13 protein-coding genes are annotated in these 15,425 nt (G+C 47.6%); 4 read left to right on the forward strand and 9 right to left on the reverse strand.

The features are described from left to right. The first annotated feature begins 128 nt into the window (after positions 1 to 128). Positions 129 to 596 (forward strand): C-GCAxxG-C-C family (seleno)protein, encoded by a 468-nt coding sequence (locus tag DEALDRAFT_RS06410; RefSeq protein WP_008515945.1) that lies wholly within the window; start codon positions 129 to 131, stop codon positions 594 to 596. Between the two features lie 11 nt (positions 597 to 607). Further along, positions 608 to 1,588, forward strand: a complete 981-nt coding sequence (locus tag DEALDRAFT_RS06415) for a TDT family transporter (RefSeq protein WP_008515946.1) — start codon at positions 608 to 610, stop codon at positions 1,586 to 1,588. 144 nt (positions 1,589 to 1,732) lie between these two features. Here the strand turns inward: DEALDRAFT_RS06415 and DEALDRAFT_RS06420 are convergent, their stop codons facing one another. Further along, positions 1,733 to 2,137: a PIN domain-containing protein gene (locus DEALDRAFT_RS06420; RefSeq protein ID WP_008515947.1), complete on the reverse strand. Its 405-nt coding sequence runs from the start codon at positions 2,135 to 2,137 to the stop codon at positions 1,733 to 1,735. Next, the gene (locus DEALDRAFT_RS06425) at positions 2,130 to 2,393 is read right to left on the reverse strand and encodes an AbrB/MazE/SpoVT family DNA-binding domain-containing protein (RefSeq protein WP_008515948.1); all 264 of its coding nucleotides are present in this window, start codon (positions 2,391 to 2,393) and stop codon (positions 2,130 to 2,132) included. The genes DEALDRAFT_RS06420 and DEALDRAFT_RS06425 overlap by 8 nt, the downstream gene beginning before the upstream one ends. Positions 2,394 to 2,694: 301 nt before the next feature. Between DEALDRAFT_RS06425 and DEALDRAFT_RS06430 the strand changes: the two genes are divergently transcribed. Then, positions 2,695 to 4,113: a sodium:solute symporter family protein gene (locus DEALDRAFT_RS06430; protein ID WP_040378581.1), complete on the forward strand. Its 1,419-nt coding sequence runs from the start codon at positions 2,695 to 2,697 to the stop codon at positions 4,111 to 4,113. Positions 4,114 to 4,195: 82 nt separating this feature from the next. Then, on the forward strand, positions 4,196 to 7,567 hold the full coding sequence (locus DEALDRAFT_RS06435; protein WP_008515950.1) for a BTAD domain-containing putative transcriptional regulator: 3,372 nt from the start codon (positions 4,196 to 4,198) through the stop codon (positions 7,565 to 7,567). Between the two features lie 68 nt (positions 7,568 to 7,635). On the opposite strand, the gene DEALDRAFT_RS06440 is transcribed toward DEALDRAFT_RS06435, so the two are convergent. The 7 genes from DEALDRAFT_RS06440 to DEALDRAFT_RS06470 are packed head-to-tail and all read right to left on the reverse strand — an operon-like array spanning position 7,636 to position 15,420. After that, positions 7,636 to 8,553: a nitrilase-related carbon-nitrogen hydrolase gene (locus DEALDRAFT_RS06440; protein ID WP_008515952.1), complete on the reverse strand. Its 918-nt coding sequence runs from the start codon at positions 8,551 to 8,553 to the stop codon at positions 7,636 to 7,638. Between the two features lie 47 nt (positions 8,554 to 8,600). Further along, positions 8,601 to 9,377 carry a sugar phosphate isomerase/epimerase family protein gene (locus tag DEALDRAFT_RS06445; RefSeq protein ID WP_008515953.1) on the reverse strand — a complete coding sequence of 259 codons (777 nt, stop codon included), beginning with the start codon at positions 9,375 to 9,377 and terminating at the stop codon, positions 8,601 to 8,603. A 33-nt stretch (positions 9,378 to 9,410) separates the two neighbouring features. After that, positions 9,411 to 10,862: an asparagine synthetase B family protein gene (locus DEALDRAFT_RS06450; protein WP_008515954.1), complete on the reverse strand. Its 1,452-nt coding sequence runs from the start codon at positions 10,860 to 10,862 to the stop codon at positions 9,411 to 9,413. Between the two features lie 50 nt (positions 10,863 to 10,912). Next, entirely contained in the window at positions 10,913 to 12,382 is a 1,470-nt protein-coding gene (locus DEALDRAFT_RS06455) for a trimethylamine--corrinoid methyltransferase (RefSeq protein ID WP_008515955.1), read from the reverse strand. Further along, positions 12,379 to 13,062 (reverse strand): cobalamin B12-binding domain-containing protein, encoded by a 684-nt coding sequence (locus DEALDRAFT_RS06460; RefSeq protein WP_008515956.1) that lies wholly within the window; start codon positions 13,060 to 13,062, stop codon positions 12,379 to 12,381. The genes DEALDRAFT_RS06455 and DEALDRAFT_RS06460 overlap by 4 nt, the downstream gene beginning before the upstream one ends. Before the next feature lie 12 nt (positions 13,063 to 13,074). Further along, complete coding sequence (locus DEALDRAFT_RS06465) at positions 13,075 to 14,595, reverse strand: trimethylamine--corrinoid methyltransferase (RefSeq protein WP_008515957.1); 1,521 nt, start codon at positions 14,593 to 14,595, stop codon at positions 13,075 to 13,077. Further along, positions 14,596 to 15,420 carry a dihydropteroate synthase gene (locus tag DEALDRAFT_RS06470; protein ID WP_008515958.1) on the reverse strand — a complete coding sequence of 275 codons (825 nt, stop codon included), beginning with the start codon at positions 15,418 to 15,420 and terminating at the stop codon, positions 14,596 to 14,598. Between the last annotated feature and the right edge of the window lie 5 nt (positions 15,421 to 15,425).

Genomic DNA, 15,425 nt, shown 5'->3' on the forward strand with positions numbered 1-15,425 from the left:
GGGAAGCCTTTCCCATATGTATCGGCTTTGCCAATAAAGTGCCAAGACATTATAGATAAGAACAATCACTGCATAGCCGCCCTCCGTGTTATAATTTGCTTGGGATTATAAGACAGGAGGGTTTTTGCTTGCGAAATGAAGTCAGTGTAAATAAAGTAAAACAGGATGCAGAAGACATGTTCAGACGGGGTGATTTCTATTGTTCCGAATCCATTATCAAATCTGTTAAAGATAACTTCGCCATTGATATGCCCGATGAGATCATTGCCATGGCCTCTGGTTTTCCGGTGGGGATCGGCAAGTCCAAATGTGTCTGCGGAGCCGTTTCCGGCGGTGTGATGGCCTTGGGCTACTTTTTTGGCCGCACAACCGGAGGCGACCCTAAAGTCCAGAAAACATTGGAGTTGGCCAATGAGCTACAGCAAAGCTTTAAAGATAACCATCAACATCTTTGCTGCCGCATTCTAACTAAAGGTATGGATATGGCAGCAGGGGAGCATAAAGACCAATGTGTCTCCTTTACCGGCGAGATTGCCGAGAAAGTGGCGGCCATTGTGGTGCGGGAGCAGGGCCTTGTGAATCTGGATGAACAATAGGGAGGTAGCTTATGGGTAAAGTTATTCAGAAGATACCAATTCCCATTGCCGGCTTAATGCTGGGCATGGCTGCTCTGGGAAATTTACTGGGTGCTTACGGAAGTGCGTACAGAAACATTTTCGGCTTATTGGCCGGAGTTATTTTTGTGTTACTGGTGAGCAAGTTCGTAACTACCCCGCAGTGTCTGCGGGAGGGCTTTGATAATCCGGTGGTGGCCAGTGTCACACCTACATTTTCTATGGGCATTATGCTATTATCCACCTATCTGCTGCCCTACACCTATTCAGTGGCCTATGGGGTATGGCTCTTTGGTGTACTGCTGCACATCGGACTCATTGCTTACTTTACCAAGAGATACATTGTTGGTTTTAACATAAAAAAAGTTTTTCCCAGCTACTTTATTGTGTATGTGGGCATTGTGGTTGCCAGTGTGACAGCCCCAGCCTATAATTTGTTGGCTCTGGGGCAGGCATTGTTCTGGTTTGGCTTTGCTGCTAACTTAGTATTACTGCCAATTGTGTTTTATCGCTTCTTCATTATTAAAGAAATCCCGGAAGCAGCCTTGCCTACCACCATCATTTTTGCAGCTCCTACCAGCCTCTGTCTGGCAGGGTATTTAAATTCTTTTCCGGAAAAGAATATGGCGGTATTGGGATTTTTGGTTTCCCTGTCTTTATTGCTAATCGTATTTGCATTGTCTTATCTGCCTAAATTACTGAAACTTCAGTTCTATCCCAGCTACTCCGCCTTTACTTTTCCCATTGTTATCAGCGCCATCGGCATGAAAGGTGCAAATGCCGCTTTCATAGCAGGCGGACTGCAGCTACCCCTGCTGGTGCATGTGGCAACGTTTCTGGAAGTTATCGCCGTTTTGTTGGTAGTCTATGTCTTTGCGCGTTACATTGGGCATCTGCTACCACTGCGCCAAGTGGCTACCCAACAAGTGCCAATCCCATCCCCAAAAACAAATAATGGAAGCACTTCAATCTGAAGTGCTTCCATTATTTTGTGGACATAGAAAACCCGCCTGCCTCGCAGATGGTCCATCTGACCATTTTTCATTGACAGGGCTTTGGCGAATAAATACAAAAAAAGGTCCGTCCCCGAATTGCACAATATAGGGTCCGTGGTATGTTTATTCGGGAGGGATAAGGGTAACTTGCAAACGTTTGAAGTCTTCATCAAAGGAGCAGACAGGTTCCCCTCTCCGGCGTGCCGCTGCTGCCAGATATGCATCTACAAAGTCTATATTTTGCGCAGTCATTTGAGTCAAAGCCTCCAGGAGCAGTTCAGGTTCTTCAGCAAGGATTCCGTCTGCATTGATAAGTGGAATTAATACATCACTGACTTCTTGTTTTGAATACCGGTAGAAAGATGTTAAGGTCCATACGGCTTCAGCCATTACCAGTACTGAAAGACATAATGATACTTCCCCCGCTTCTGCACGCCTAAACAGTGAAAGGGCTTTTCTTGCCATTTCGGGGGGATCTCCGGTAATAAATCTTAACAGGACATTTGTATCTAACCATAGATTATTCATCTTCTTTATTATCCCTGCTGTAAGAGGTGAGTGTTTCTGTCACTTCACGGCGGGTTTCTTCTTTGTTTTTATAAGGGCGAGTGGCGGGCAGGGTGCCGTATAGATTTGTTAAATTAATTTTTTTCAGCGGCTTCACCGTTACTTCTTTGCCGCTAATGTCGAAAGTAATATAGTCACCATAACCAACCTCGAGTTTTTCCCGTACCTCTTTGGGGACGGTTATTTGGCCCTTACCAGTAATCTTGGCCTTAATCATGGTATCACTCCTTACATGTTTATAGTATCATTACATTATTGGCATGTAAAGAATCTTTGTATAGCTTTCTTGTTTATGTGACCGAAAGGAAATAATGCTGGAATTTTGTGGACATAGCAAACTGCCTGTCCTCGTAGAGGGTTCCTCTGTCCTGTTAGAGTGCAAAAAAAGGTCCGTCCCCGATTTGCACCGATTTGCGCGCGATTTCGGAGTGGATGCAGGGAATGGGGGAGGGATAGCGAATAGGAAAGGACTGGGGCAAAATTTCTGCGTTTTTTACGCTAGAGAGGGGGGACTGCCTGTGGGCCTGATTATAGGTATTTATATTTTGGCTATTTTGGTTATAGTGTTTTACTTGGGCAGAAGGGTGCAGTCTTCCGATGACTTCTTTCTGGCTGGCAGAAAGCTGAATTGGTTGGTGGCGGGGGGAAGCATTGTGGCCACCGCCGTGGGGGGCGCTGTTGTTATAGGGCATCCGGGCGCTTTCTATACTTACGGTTTGGCCTGGTACTTTGTACCGCTGGGCGGAATGATTGCATCTTTGTTTATGGCTTTTTTTGTGGTGGAGCGGGTGAGAGCGCTAAATCAGCATACGGTGCCGGATTTGTTGGCACTGCGCTATGATGATAAGGCCAGAACCGCAGCAGCAATTCTGATTATTATTGCAGACATTGCCATCATCTGTACCCAGATTATGGCTTTTGCCGGCATCCTGGCCGGTTTTCTTGGTGTTTCGCCCAATGCGGCAGCACTGATGGGTGCTGTCCTGTTTGTTGTCACCGCTTTGGGTGGGGGCTTAATGGGCATTGCCTTCACCGATGCCATTCAGGGTTTGCTTATCTCGGTGGGGCTTGTGGTTATTGCCTTGTTGGTCATCGGCAGTGGTGGCGGGATAACCGCCATTTCTGCGCAGCTCCCCGCAGAATTTTTTCAGCCCTTTGCAGCTATGCCTGCCCATTTGGTCTTGGGCAATGTGCTGTCTGTGGTGGGAATTACCCTGGCCAGTCAATCCACGGTGTTTCAGCGGATTAATGCCGTAAAATCTCCGCAGGAGGCCAAAAAAGCGGGATTCTTAACAGCAGCAGGTATGTTTATTTTGACAGGGCTAATAATCCCTGTTATTGGTTATTCTGCCCGGGTGATACTGGGGCCTGGTGTGGAGCTGGATAATGTGGCGGGGGCGCTTATCAGCGCGGTGCTGCCTGACTGGGCGGGGGCCTTGTTTATAGCGGTTGTTGTGGGTGCTATTTTAACCACCACCAACTCAATTCTACTCAGTACCAGCATGAATGTAATAAAAGATTTGTATGAAGGGGCATTGCAAAAGAGCGTGACAGACCGGGCGCGCTTAAACGGAGGCCGGCTTACCGTTGTTATTATCGGCACTGCCGCATTTCTTATGACGCTCACCATGCCCACTATAATTGATGCCATAATTTTTGCCTATACCATGACCGCCATTTTAATTGTACCCATCTATATCGGCTTGTTTTGGCGCCGCCCCGGTGCTTCCGGCGGGATGCTCAGTATTTTGCTGGGGGGGATGGCCACTTTAATCTGGCAGTTTGTCCTGCGCCAACCCTGGGGCATTCATGCGGTAATACCCGGCCTTGTTTTTGCATTGGTGGGTCTGGCGCTGGGCTGTTTGTCGGAGCCCCTTTCTGCGGCCCGCTGGCAGATTATTAGCCCCGATAAAAATAAAGCTAATCTTAAAGCGTAAAAGGCAGGACTCCTTTTTTTAGAGAGAGAATATACTAACAAAGATGTTTCTGAACCGTAACAAATTCCGGGAGGGGAAAAAATTGTCTCTTTCAGATCGAATCCTGGCTTCAAAACTCCTTGCGCCGCGCACCGGTGTAAGGTTATTAGCGCGTCCCCGACTCCTGGAGAAGTTTACGGATTACCAGTCTCGTAAGCTTACCCTGATTTCAGCGCCGGCGGGTTATGGCAAAACGGTGCTTATTTCTCAGTTTGCCGGTCAGGTGAAAGCGCAGGTGGTTTGGTATCAGCTGGACCATTTCGACAATGACCTGGCTCTTTTTGTGCAGCATTTGTTGGCGGGAATAGAGAAGCATTTGCCCGGCCTGGGTGTGGAGATAATGGATTTGGTGGAGCGCGGCACGGATCTGCAAAAAGAACTGCGCCGTATCACCACTGCCCTGGTAAACAGCCTGACTGCCAACCTGGAAGAAGAAATGATTTTAGTCATAGATGATTATCATGCCATTGAGGAAGAAGCTGTGCATGGTTTTATGGAGCAACTGTTGGAGTACCTGCCGGACAAGGTGCATATGGTTTTGTCCAGCCGCACTTTACCGCCTCTGCATTTGGGCCGTCTGAAAATCGCCGGGTTAATGGAGGAAATTAACCTGGAGGATTTACGGTTTAGAACCGATGAAATCAGCGGTTTTTTGCTGGCGGAGAATAACGAGCCGGTCTCCGGTGAAACCATTTCCTATTTGGATGAGGAAACGGGCGGCTGGGCAGCAGCTCTGCGTCTGGCGGGACTTTCCATAAACAGTGTCAAGGTGCGGCAGAAAGCGTCGGCGCGGCGGACCAACTCCCATCGCAAAGAAATATACCATTATCTGGCCTCCGAGGTGCTGCAGAACCTGCCCCAGGATTTGGCTGATTTTGTTCAATCCACAGCAGTCTTAGATTTTATGACTCCCCAAATCTGTGATCTTTTCCTGGACAGAGACGATTCATATGAAGTTCTGGATTCTTTGGAAGAACAGAATCTTTTTGCCGTGGTAGGCGAAGGAGATGTGTACCGTTACCATCACCTTTTCCGGGATTTTCTGCTGAGCCGGTTGGGTGAAAAGAAGAGTAATCTGCTGCAAAAAGCGGGGCAGTGTTATTTACAGGCCGGGTATCCGGTTCGGGCTGTGGAGTGTTTTCTGGGTGCCGGTGACTTTGGCCGGGCGGTGCATGCGGTGGAAAATGTGGCCGGCACCATGCTTTTGCACAGCCGTTGGCAAACGGTGCGGCGCTGGCTGCAGAGTATTCCTGAGGATATAAAACAAGAGCATCCCAAAATGCTGCTCTTTGAAGGTGTGGTGCTGTTAAACAGCGGCCGGCTTGAACAGGCGGAAGGCTTAATCAGGCAGGCTGCCGAGGCGCTTGCCCAAACCGGGGACCAGGACGGGATTTTTCAGACCAAGCTTTACCTGGCACGGATTCTCCGTTCCCGGGGAGATTACGGGCAAAGCATGCAGATGCTGGAGGAGATTTTGCCCCAATTTGCCGGGCGCCCCGTGGCAGAGTGGTATGATATGACCATGGAGTATTCCCTGGTGCTTGGCATGCGCGGTGAATTGGATAAGGCGGTTCACCTTTTGAATCAGGCTCTCACCCTGGCGGAACAGGAAGGGGAAGTCCATATTGCAGCCCAGCTGGTGGAAAGGCTGGGTGAAATACATTTTATTAAAGGAGATTACTCCAAGGCGGTAACCGTTCATCACCGCGCGGCGGAAATGGCTCCTGAGCAGGAGCGTCAGTCATTTCTTTTGCGCGACAGCATTGCCACCATCTATCATGACTGGGGCGATTTGGACCAGGCGCTGGAATATGCCCAAAACAGCCTAAAAGCCAAAGAACAGCTGGGGATGACGGAAGCCTTGCCTTATGCCCTGCAGCAGTTGGCCGTGGTGCAGGCCGCCTTGGGCCAGTTTGATGTAGCGGAAGAAAATTTTATGCGTTCCATAGATTTGGCCGGGCAACTGGGTGGGGAAATATTTTTCCAGGCCCGCAGCAAAGCGCTTTACGGCCGTTTTCTGGGAAGCCGCGGCAGGTTGGAAGAAGCCCGGCAGCTGGTTGATGAGGCGCTGGAGATGGCCAGAGGCCAGTCCCAGTTTATCTATGCCGTCTGTCTGCAGGCTGCAGCTCCCGTATTTATCTGGCAGGGGGAACCACAAAAAGGCGCCGCTATGCTGGAGCAGGCGCTGAGTGTCCTTGAGCAGATTGGTGCCAAGTACTCCATTTGTGTTACCTGTGCATTTTTGGCTCTGGCCAAAAGACAGCTGGGCGAAGACGCGGCGGCGCAAAATTATGCGGTTCGCTGCCTGGAGCTGGCGGCTCCGGAAAGCTGCATTCAGCTGTTTGTGGCCAATCCGGAAATGATGCTGCCGGTGGTTCGGGTTGGACTGGAAAAAGGTTTGGCGCCCGAATTTGTAAAAGAGATTATCCGGAGAATGGGAGAGCAGGCAGCAGAGATGCTGGCCGAACTGGCAGTTCATCCCGATCCCGCTGTAAGACGGCGGGTGATTGCACCGCTGGCCATAATTGGCCGGGAACAGGCGGTGAAGAAAATGCTCTCCGACGTTGATGAAGGTGTTCGGGATCAGGCATTGGCGGTGGCGCAAACCTTTGCCCAACCACCGAAGGCCGAGGCCCGCCCGGTAAAGCAGGAAACTCAGCCCCACCCCTTTGCCAGAGAAGCGTGTCTGCAGGTAAGTTGCCTGGGTGCTTTTCATGTCAGTGGCGGGGAAAAAGAAGTGGCCTGGCGCACCACCAAGGCCCGGGATTTGTTTGCCTATCTGATTCATCACCGGGAAAAGCCGGTGCAAAAAGAAAAAATTTTGGAGGACCTGTGGCCGGAAACCGATCCGGAACAGGCATCCACGTTGTTTCATACCAACCTGTATCAGCTGCGCAGAGCGGTGAAGAACGTTGCCGGGGAGCAGCCGGTGCGGCATAAGAGCGGCCAGTACCGACTGGATGAAGAGATGTTTTCCTGTGATATTCACCGTTTTGAGTCCCTGGCGCAGGCGGCGGGAAAAGCTGTTGCTGAGGTGGACGCCCAGGACCTTGAAGAAGCGGTGGCGCTGTATCGCGGTGAATATCTGGAAGGAATAGATTACGACTGGGTTGCCGCGGAACGGGAGCGGTTGAACCAACTCTACTTGCAGGTTTTGGACCGACTGGCTCATTATTATGCCGCTGAAGGCCAGTACTCCCGGGCTGCCTCGTGTTTACGGGCCATTCTGCGTGCTAATCCCCTGCTGGAGGAGGCCCATGCCCTGCTCATGCAGGTCTATGCCGGCATGGGAGACCGGATGGCCGTATTGCAGCAGTATGAAACGCTGACCGAGGTGCTGGAAGAAGAACTGGGTGTGGATCCCAGTCCCAAAACCAGGGAGCTATATTATAAACTTTGTTCTGAAGAGGAATAAACGGCACTAAAAAAGACAAGGGCCTAACCCTTGTCTTTTTTAGTGCTTAACCCATATCTTTAAATCACTCACCTGTGCTTATACAGGATACGCTTTAACTCCCGGTCGGTAAAATGGGGGTCGTCATTTTTAACATATGGCAGCAGAATCCTTTTTTTTCGCAGTATCTCACTGGAGATATTGGCTTCTATTTCATCGGTGTTATAAAGCTCGGCTTTACTGATGGTATGGCCAAAAGGGTTAACGATTTCGCTGCCGCCCCAAAAACGGTAAGGATTGTCCCCACCTGTGGTGGAATGTTCCACAGTTTGTCCCGGCGGAATGACCGGTAAGCCGTTTTTGAGCTTGCCGGATGTCAACTCTTCGCCCACACGGTTGGCACAAATGTTGTAGATACCAAAAATGCGGGCATAAAAAGTGTTAATAACACCCCAGGTTTCTATATTGCTGAATTCCGAACCCATGGAACCCTGAGAAGAATTAAACAGGGTAACAAAGATATCCGCTTTCTGTGTAATCCCCAGATAGGGCAAAGACGGATGCCACATATCGTTGCAGATAAAGACGGCAATATGAAAACCCATATAATCAAAGGTGCAAATTCGTTTACCGGTGGAAAAGAGCTTGCCTTCCTCAAAAACACCGTAATTGGGCAGGTTTGTTTTGCGATAGGCGAAAACAATTTCCCCGTCCACCAGCACCAGAGCAGAGTTGTAAAAGTTCATTGAGCGTGATTCCTCAATAAAGCCAACTATTGCAGCGGTGCCTTTGGAAGCCGCTGCCAGAGATTTAATTTCATCTGAATCCATGCGGAGAGCCACCTCATGAAAACGGTCCCCCACAAAATAGCCGGTCAGTGCCAATTCGGGGAATACCACCAGGTCCGATCCTTTTTCCCGTGCGTGGTGAATTTTGCTGATAACATCTTCTAAGTTGCTCTTTAAATCCAGTAGCTTAGGCGCCGTTTGGTAGACGGTAACTTTCATGATGCCCCCCCCTTTTAATTGAAATAGTAGCCGGCTGGTTCCCTCTTTCAGCGGTTGTCATGGTTTCCTTGCCATTTTTCCAAAAGCTTCTTCTTAGAATACAAAACATAATCCTTGTCTTCAGAAAAAATTTCTAGGGTTACCGTGCCGTCATAGAAAGATTTCAGGACGTTTATCAGGTTATCCCAATCAATATTTCCCGTCCCTATAGGCAGGTGAAGGTCATCTATACTGTTATTATCGTGCAGATGAATATGCATCAGTTTATCTTTGTACCGAAGCAAATATTCTACAGGATCCCGGCCATAAAGATTTAGGTGGCCGATATCAGCGTGAAAATAAAGTTGGTCGTTTAATGCCAGGATCCTGTCAATATTGCCGGCATGATCATGAATCGTCCCCAGCGGCTCCAGCATTATTTTAACTCCTGCTTTTGACGCATAGCTTAAAATGCTTTGTATTGACTCAGTTTGGAATTTTACACCTTCATCTTCTGAAAACAGGGACGTAGGCCAGTTTGAATGTATGGTTACAAAATCACACCCTACGTTGGCAAAAACGTCCAGGTATCTGTTGACAATTTCCACTGCGCAGGTTCTCAGCTCGCTAAACGATGAACCAATGGGCAAATACCAGGCGGCATGGCCGACCCGTTCCAGGCCGTAAAAATCCAGCTGACTCTTGATTTCCCTGACATTGAACTTACCCAGTTCACTTTTATCCGGTTCCAGGAATAAGTCAATGAAATCAAACCCGTTATCGGCTATCCATTTTATTTCATCTTTTATTACTTTACGGGGGTTATTGGGAAACCCAACCTTCATTAGTTCATCACCTGCGCGTTAAAAGATATGGAATTACTTAAATGGATCCCATCTTGCAGTAAGGCCCTCGTAACCCTGTGGAAAATGCTCCTGGAAGAGCTTATAAAAATAGAGTTCTTTTGGTGACTGCAGCGCTATGCCTCCGGAGCTTTTTGGCGATTGCTGAAGCTCCTTTTCCCCAATGGAGGCCGGAATGGCTTGATCAACCTGATCATCTACTCCAACACCACGGGAAAATCTTAATTTTGGACGATCTGCAATTTCCTGAGGAAGAAAATCTCTGAAAGCTTCGCGCAGAATCCATTTTTCAATGGACGCGTCTTCTTTCTGGTAGACCTTAAGGTCCATAGGTATGTTATTGGCCAGGGAAACCACTGCCGGGTGTAGAAACGGAGCAAAATATTCAATACTGTTGGCCATCCAGCCCCGGTCAAGCCTGCGAAGGGCCGTATTATAAGATACTTCCAGCAATTTCCTGCCAATTCTCTCTTTTTCTTCAGGGTCCGAAATATCCTGAAGTTCCCTGAAATACCCGCCAAAAAGCTCATCAGCGCCTTCACCCACCAGCACACTGTTTACATGATCTGATGCAAAACGAGATGTGTAATAGTTGGCGATAAACCCTGTAATACAATCCTCATCAAAGGATTCCAGGTACCAAACCGCCTCTGGAAGAACATTTTTTATATCTTCCCGGGTTATTTCATAGATATGGTGATCAACACCAAGTTGGTCTGCCAGAAGCTTTGCATACTCCAGGTCTTCACCGTGACGTTCGGCAAAGGTAGCTGTAAAAGCTGCAATATCCTTGTCAAACTCACGGGCTACAGCCAATATAATCGAACTGTCCAGCCCACCGCTTAAAGCAACTCCCTTAATATTACCGCTGGAGATTGCCTGCTCTATAGACTTGATGAGTAACTCCCTGACGGCTTTAATAGCTTCCTCAGTAGACTCCCACTCAGGAAGAGTAACAGAGCAGTTCTTAAACTGTCCAAGCCCTTTTTGGGTTGAATAATAGTGACCGGGCGGTAATTCTTCCACACTGTCGGCGCGCTGTTTCAGCGCCTTTGCTTCAGACGCAAACAAAAAATCTCCCTGGGGCAACTCATGATATACCAATGGCCGCGCTCCTACATGATCCCGGGCAATTATACATTCATTTTCATCCATAATGGCACAGGAAAAGCTGCCAACCATTCGGCTAAACGCATCTTTGCCGTGTTTCATATATTCTTCTCTCAGATAGTCGGCATCTGAAGCGCCATTTTGCCGGTCATCACGAATCAGCGTTCCGTCCATAATCACAAAGGGCGCTTTATCACCGCTAAAGCCAAGGGAGTTTGCTCCCACAAATCCGGCAAAACCTGATGGGACAGCCTGCAATGAGGGGCTGCCTGAACCTCGATGTTTTATAGCTTCTATCATTTGTTCCACATCTTTTGCTGTTGCACGTTCCCCAATATATCCCGCTAAACCAGACATTAAATTTCCTCCTTTTATTTTAAAAGCGGACTCATAACCAGCATCATATTTTATGCCTTCGCAGTTAATAATGTCTTCAAAGTCTCTGCAGTATTTGACAAATCAAGGGGGGCATCAATTCTGTTTCCAGAATAAAGATAGCCTTCCCTGAGACCCTTACGGGCGCTTCTCATAAAGACAGTGCTGCCTCCGGAACTGGTTGCTGCTTTTTCAATAGCGGCAAGCTGCTTATCAATATATTCCTCGCTATAAGGTTCCAGGGGAGTTTCAATATAACGTATCCGGGCATCCAGTTCAGCTTCTATCTTGTCATCCACCGAAACACCAAAACGGCTGAGTCCTTCTACAGCAGCATTTTTTGCTAATTTTGCAATTTCGCCGGACTGATCCTCACTGAATTTTTCTTTTACAATCCCCAACAGAGTATCGTCTATTACATACTGATATGGCGAAACCGACATGACCTGCTGAAGCATGCCTAAAGCACTGTTTGTATATTGTGCGCCTGATGCCGACTCATAGACCAGGCTAAGCACTTTTTCACTAATTCCCTGTGCAGACGGTACTTCCTCATCGGAAACTGCGGCAGTTCCACAGCAGGGAAGATTGTAATAACGGCAAAGTTGCGCCGCCAGGGCAACTCGTCTGATACTTTCCGGTTGGCACCAGCGGGGGGTTCCGTCGGTATAAAGGTTGGAAGTGATGGGTATCCCCCGATACAGCACCTTAGCACCGGGCCGAATGGCATTGGCCAACACATATCCAAACAAAAGCTCGGCATTTATTTGCAGCAGTTCCCCAACTTCAGATAATGGTGCGGTGCTTCCCCCCTGGGGACAGCTGGATATAGCAACGGGCAGATCTTTTTCCAGCAGAGCAATTAATTTGTCACCTGCAGAATTATCCATAACCAGAGGACTTAACACCAGGCAGACGATAAAAGAAACATGTGCCGGATCTCCGATTATTTCCAGGACCTCATCCAAACGTTCTTTCTTGATGAGATTGGCAAGATTCATCGGTTTTGAGCAGTATTCTGAAAAAATTCTGGCCTTCTCCACATCCATTTGGTCATCCGGAACATCACATTCCACAGGGCGGGTAATAAAATCAACATTTTTCAGTTTGTTGCAAAGAGCCAGAATCTGTTTTAAATCTTCCGTTCCCGCAGATCTTTTCTCCCATCCGTCGGAAGTACGATCCACAACATAGAGTGCCTGGCCACCGGTACCAAATTTAACCTGGTTTTCAGCCGCATTGACCGTAAACCCATAGGCCGGGTCCGGCGCATCAAACTTAATGGATTTGGCAGTATCCGCTATAGCGTTTTCCACCATATCGCGGGGAATACAAATTCTGTCCCCTTTACGCTCAGCTCCCCGGGATAAGAGCATTTCAACAATACCTTCATGTGTTACCTTAACCCCTGTTTGTTCTAAAAGCTTGCAGGTTCCTGCATGAATTGCCTGCATTTCCGCAGGGGAAAGCATTTTTTTCAGGTGTTTATCAGAAACAATCATGATGCATCCTTAACCTCTTGAACTTTTTGCAAGGCATCCATGACATCCCGGCAGTAAAAATCTGCGCCAATTTTTTCTGCAAACTGTTTTGAGGTAGGTGCTCCGCCGATAAATATCTTGATATCGGAAAAACCTTCTTTTCTGATAAGCTTAACGGTCTCCTCCATTTCAATCATGGTAGAAGTGAGCAGAGCGGAGAGACCCACGAAGTCTGGTTTAAATTCCCTGATAGCCTCAACCACTTCTTCCGAAGAAACATCAATACCTAAATCCTTAACCTGATAGCCTACGCCTTTGAGCATGGTAGCCACAATATTTTTACCTATATCATGCAAATCGCCTTTTACGGTGGCAATGAGGTATTTACCTTTATCGGAACTGCTGCCTGCCTTAAGTTTTGGCTCTAAGATATCCATGGCCTGACCCACACATTCTGCACTTGCCAGCATATCCGGCAGGATAAATTCCCCTGACTCAAATCTTTCTCCCACCTGCTCCATGGCAGCCGGGAACACGTCTAATATTTCTTTGGGATCGATACCCTCATCCAGGGCTTGCTCCATTAGTTCCAATGTTCCTGGTGTACCTTCCATAGTTCCGTCAAAGCCTTCGTCATCCGCGTCAAGGTGCCCCATTACGATGGAATACTCCAACTCTTTTAATAAGTTATCTTTACTCATGATAATCCTCCTCTAAGATTGTTTTAGTAATCCTGGTATTTTTTGATATACTTCCTGGATTGTTTCCTCCGGCAAAGTGTTCGAATTATCGGCAAGATAAGCGTCAAGCTTTGCCTGTGCCTGTACAAAAACCTGATCTTCCTCGCCCTCTGAGATAAATTCATAAATATCGGAAACTATGTTTCTGCGAAGCTGCTTTCTGACTTTCCGGATAAACATACCTGATCCTTCTGCGGTAGTTTTGATCTCCTGTATAGCTTCTTCAATATGTTTTTCCTCGAAGCTCGGGCTGCGCAAAAGATCCTTTACCATAGCGATTGTGGCATTATCCAGGACGGCCTGCAGCGGGGAGAAGATATTTGTGCCGTCAAGAAGGCCAAAAGAATAGTGAATATAGTGTGCTCCGGCAGAAGCAACCTCCTTGTATGAATATAGCTTTTCAGCCATTGCCTGAATCCCCGGGCGTTTTGCGTCACCAACCCCTGATGATGAATAGCACGGTATACCATAAAACCGTGCCATTTGGGCACACCCCATGGCATAGTGGCTGAAATTAGCCGTACCATAACAATCGTTAAGTGTATCAAGGCGTGTCCGCACCGGCACGGACCCGTATAAAACAGGTGCTCCCGGATTAGAAAACTGGGCCAATGCAATGCCTGCCAGGATTTCGGCATTGATCTGCATGAGTATGCCTTCTTCCTGAACCGGTGCCGTCAAGCCCCCCTGAGGAGATGAAGATATAACCATGGGAATGTTCTCCTCTGCAATGGCTATTACTTTCTCAGAGCTGTCGGCAACCATATACAGAGGACTCTTTATTGGACAGACAATAAAAGACAACGGGAGATGAGACTGCTCCCCGGCAATAATTTTTGCCAAAGATATTACCTCAGGCAGAGCCTTGACATCAGCCAGGCCCCCCTGGACATGTTTTGCGCAGTTCAGCAAAGCATTAAAAAAAACATTTACATCTTTGTTGGATTCGTCTATCCCCTCGTCCTGGATGTTTACATTTCTGATAAAGAAATCTGCATGTTCCAGGTGGTCTATAAGACGGGCTGATTCACGCAGGGCAGAGATGGAGCCAGCCTCTTCCTGAAATACGGGGTACTGCAGTTTATTTTGTTCATTGTCGGCACTTACAAAGTTTTCTATCTTAGACCTGAGATAGATATTTGTTTCTGAGCCGGTTCCAAAATATACCGCAGGAACATTTGCATCTAAATATAAGGTGTTTTGGGGATCTCTGGCACCGAGAACAACCTGGGAAGGCACACTGCTGAGTGCCTTTTTAAGTACTTTTTCCGGAAAAATTATTTTCCACTGCTTTTGCTTTTCGTCTTTAATTTCAGTTACCGTGCACCCTGCACTGCGATATACATCGGCAGCCTGTTCTCCCGCACATTTAAGTCCTTGTTCCTGCAACAGTTTCATTGAGGCCTCATGTATTGCCTCAACCTGTGCTTGGGTAAGACGTTCAACAGGCTGTACATGCAGAGGTTTTCTGTACTGAACTTTTTGTTCATCCAATTAACTCACCTCTTCCTCAAATACCCCCTGCCTGATAGCTCTGGAGAATTTTCTGCAAAACTTATCATTACCGGCAAGTAAGTTACCCATGACAACAGACTGTTGGATACTTTTTTGGGTGGGATCACAAATAGCTGAATGCAAACCAAAACAAACAGCTGTGGTTAGAAAAGACCCGTTTACCAAAGAGCGTTTTTTCAACCCATGAGAAATGTTGGATAAGCCCATGGTGGTTTTGGCCTGCGGGAAGAGCTCATTAATTTTCTGGATGGTCTTAAAGGTAACCATAGCCTGCTTTTCATCTGTTGAAACAGGAAGCACAAGGGGATCAAAAAAGACAAGCTCTTCCTTCAATCCTCTTTTTGTAACTTCGTTTAATATTGCTTCACAGGCAGCCAGTCTTTTCTCAGCCTCAGCAGGTATGCCATCCTTATCCATAGCAAGGGCTATGAGAGGAACTTGGTACTGAGAGGCAAGTTCAATAATTTCTATAGACTGCGCAGTCAGTTCACCATTAATGGAATTTAGCATCCACGGCCTGCGGTTATCCAGGTGCTCCACAGCGTGTTTAAGAGTTTCAGCGCTGGATGAATCCAGGACAATCTTCTTATCTGTACACTCCAGGGCTATATCAATAAGCCAGCATAAATCATCCTTTTCCTGCTGTACATTTCCTGAACCTGTGCCCGCATTCAGGTCAATATAATGTGCTCCTGCAGAATCCTGCATGGTTATTTCAGCTTTAATGGTATCGGCATCTTTCTGTTGAATGGCATTTTTTATACTTCGCCTGGTTGCATTAACCCGTTCTCCGATAATAATCATGTTAC

The organism is Dethiobacter alkaliphilus AHT 1, from assembly GCF_000174415.1.
GTDB lineage: Bacteria > Bacillota > Dethiobacteria > Dethiobacterales > Dethiobacteraceae > Dethiobacter > Dethiobacter alkaliphilus.

Excerpts from the sequence above, each read along its gene's own strand:
- DEALDRAFT_RS06445 (WP_008515953.1), bottom strand. The coding sequence starts at position 9,377 with ATGAAGGTTGGGTTTCCCAATAACCCCCGTAAAGTAATAAAAGATGAA.
- DEALDRAFT_RS06440 (WP_008515952.1), bottom strand. The coding sequence starts at position 8,553 with ATGAAAGTTACCGTCTACCAAACGGCGCCTAAGCTACTGGATTTAAAG.
- DEALDRAFT_RS06420 (WP_008515947.1), bottom strand. The coding sequence starts at position 2,137 with ATGAATAATCTATGGTTAGATACAAATGTCCTGTTAAGATTTATTACC.
- DEALDRAFT_RS06470 (WP_008515958.1), bottom strand. The coding sequence starts at position 15,420 with ATGATTATTATCGGAGAACGGGTTAATGCAACCAGGCGAAGTATAAAA.
- DEALDRAFT_RS06425 (WP_008515948.1), bottom strand. The coding sequence starts at position 2,393 with ATGATTAAGGCCAAGATTACTGGTAAGGGCCAAATAACCGTCCCCAAA.
- DEALDRAFT_RS06460 (WP_008515956.1), bottom strand. The coding sequence starts at position 13,062 with ATGAGTAAAGATAACTTATTAAAAGAGTTGGAGTATTCCATCGTAATG.
- DEALDRAFT_RS06415 (WP_008515946.1), top strand. The coding sequence starts at position 608 with ATGGGTAAAGTTATTCAGAAGATACCAATTCCCATTGCCGGCTTAATG.
- DEALDRAFT_RS06455 (WP_008515955.1), bottom strand. The coding sequence starts at position 12,382 with ATGATTGTTTCTGATAAACACCTGAAAAAAATGCTTTCCCCTGCGGAA.
- DEALDRAFT_RS06450 (WP_008515954.1), bottom strand. The coding sequence starts at position 10,862 with ATGTCTGGTTTAGCGGGATATATTGGGGAACGTGCAACAGCAAAAGAT.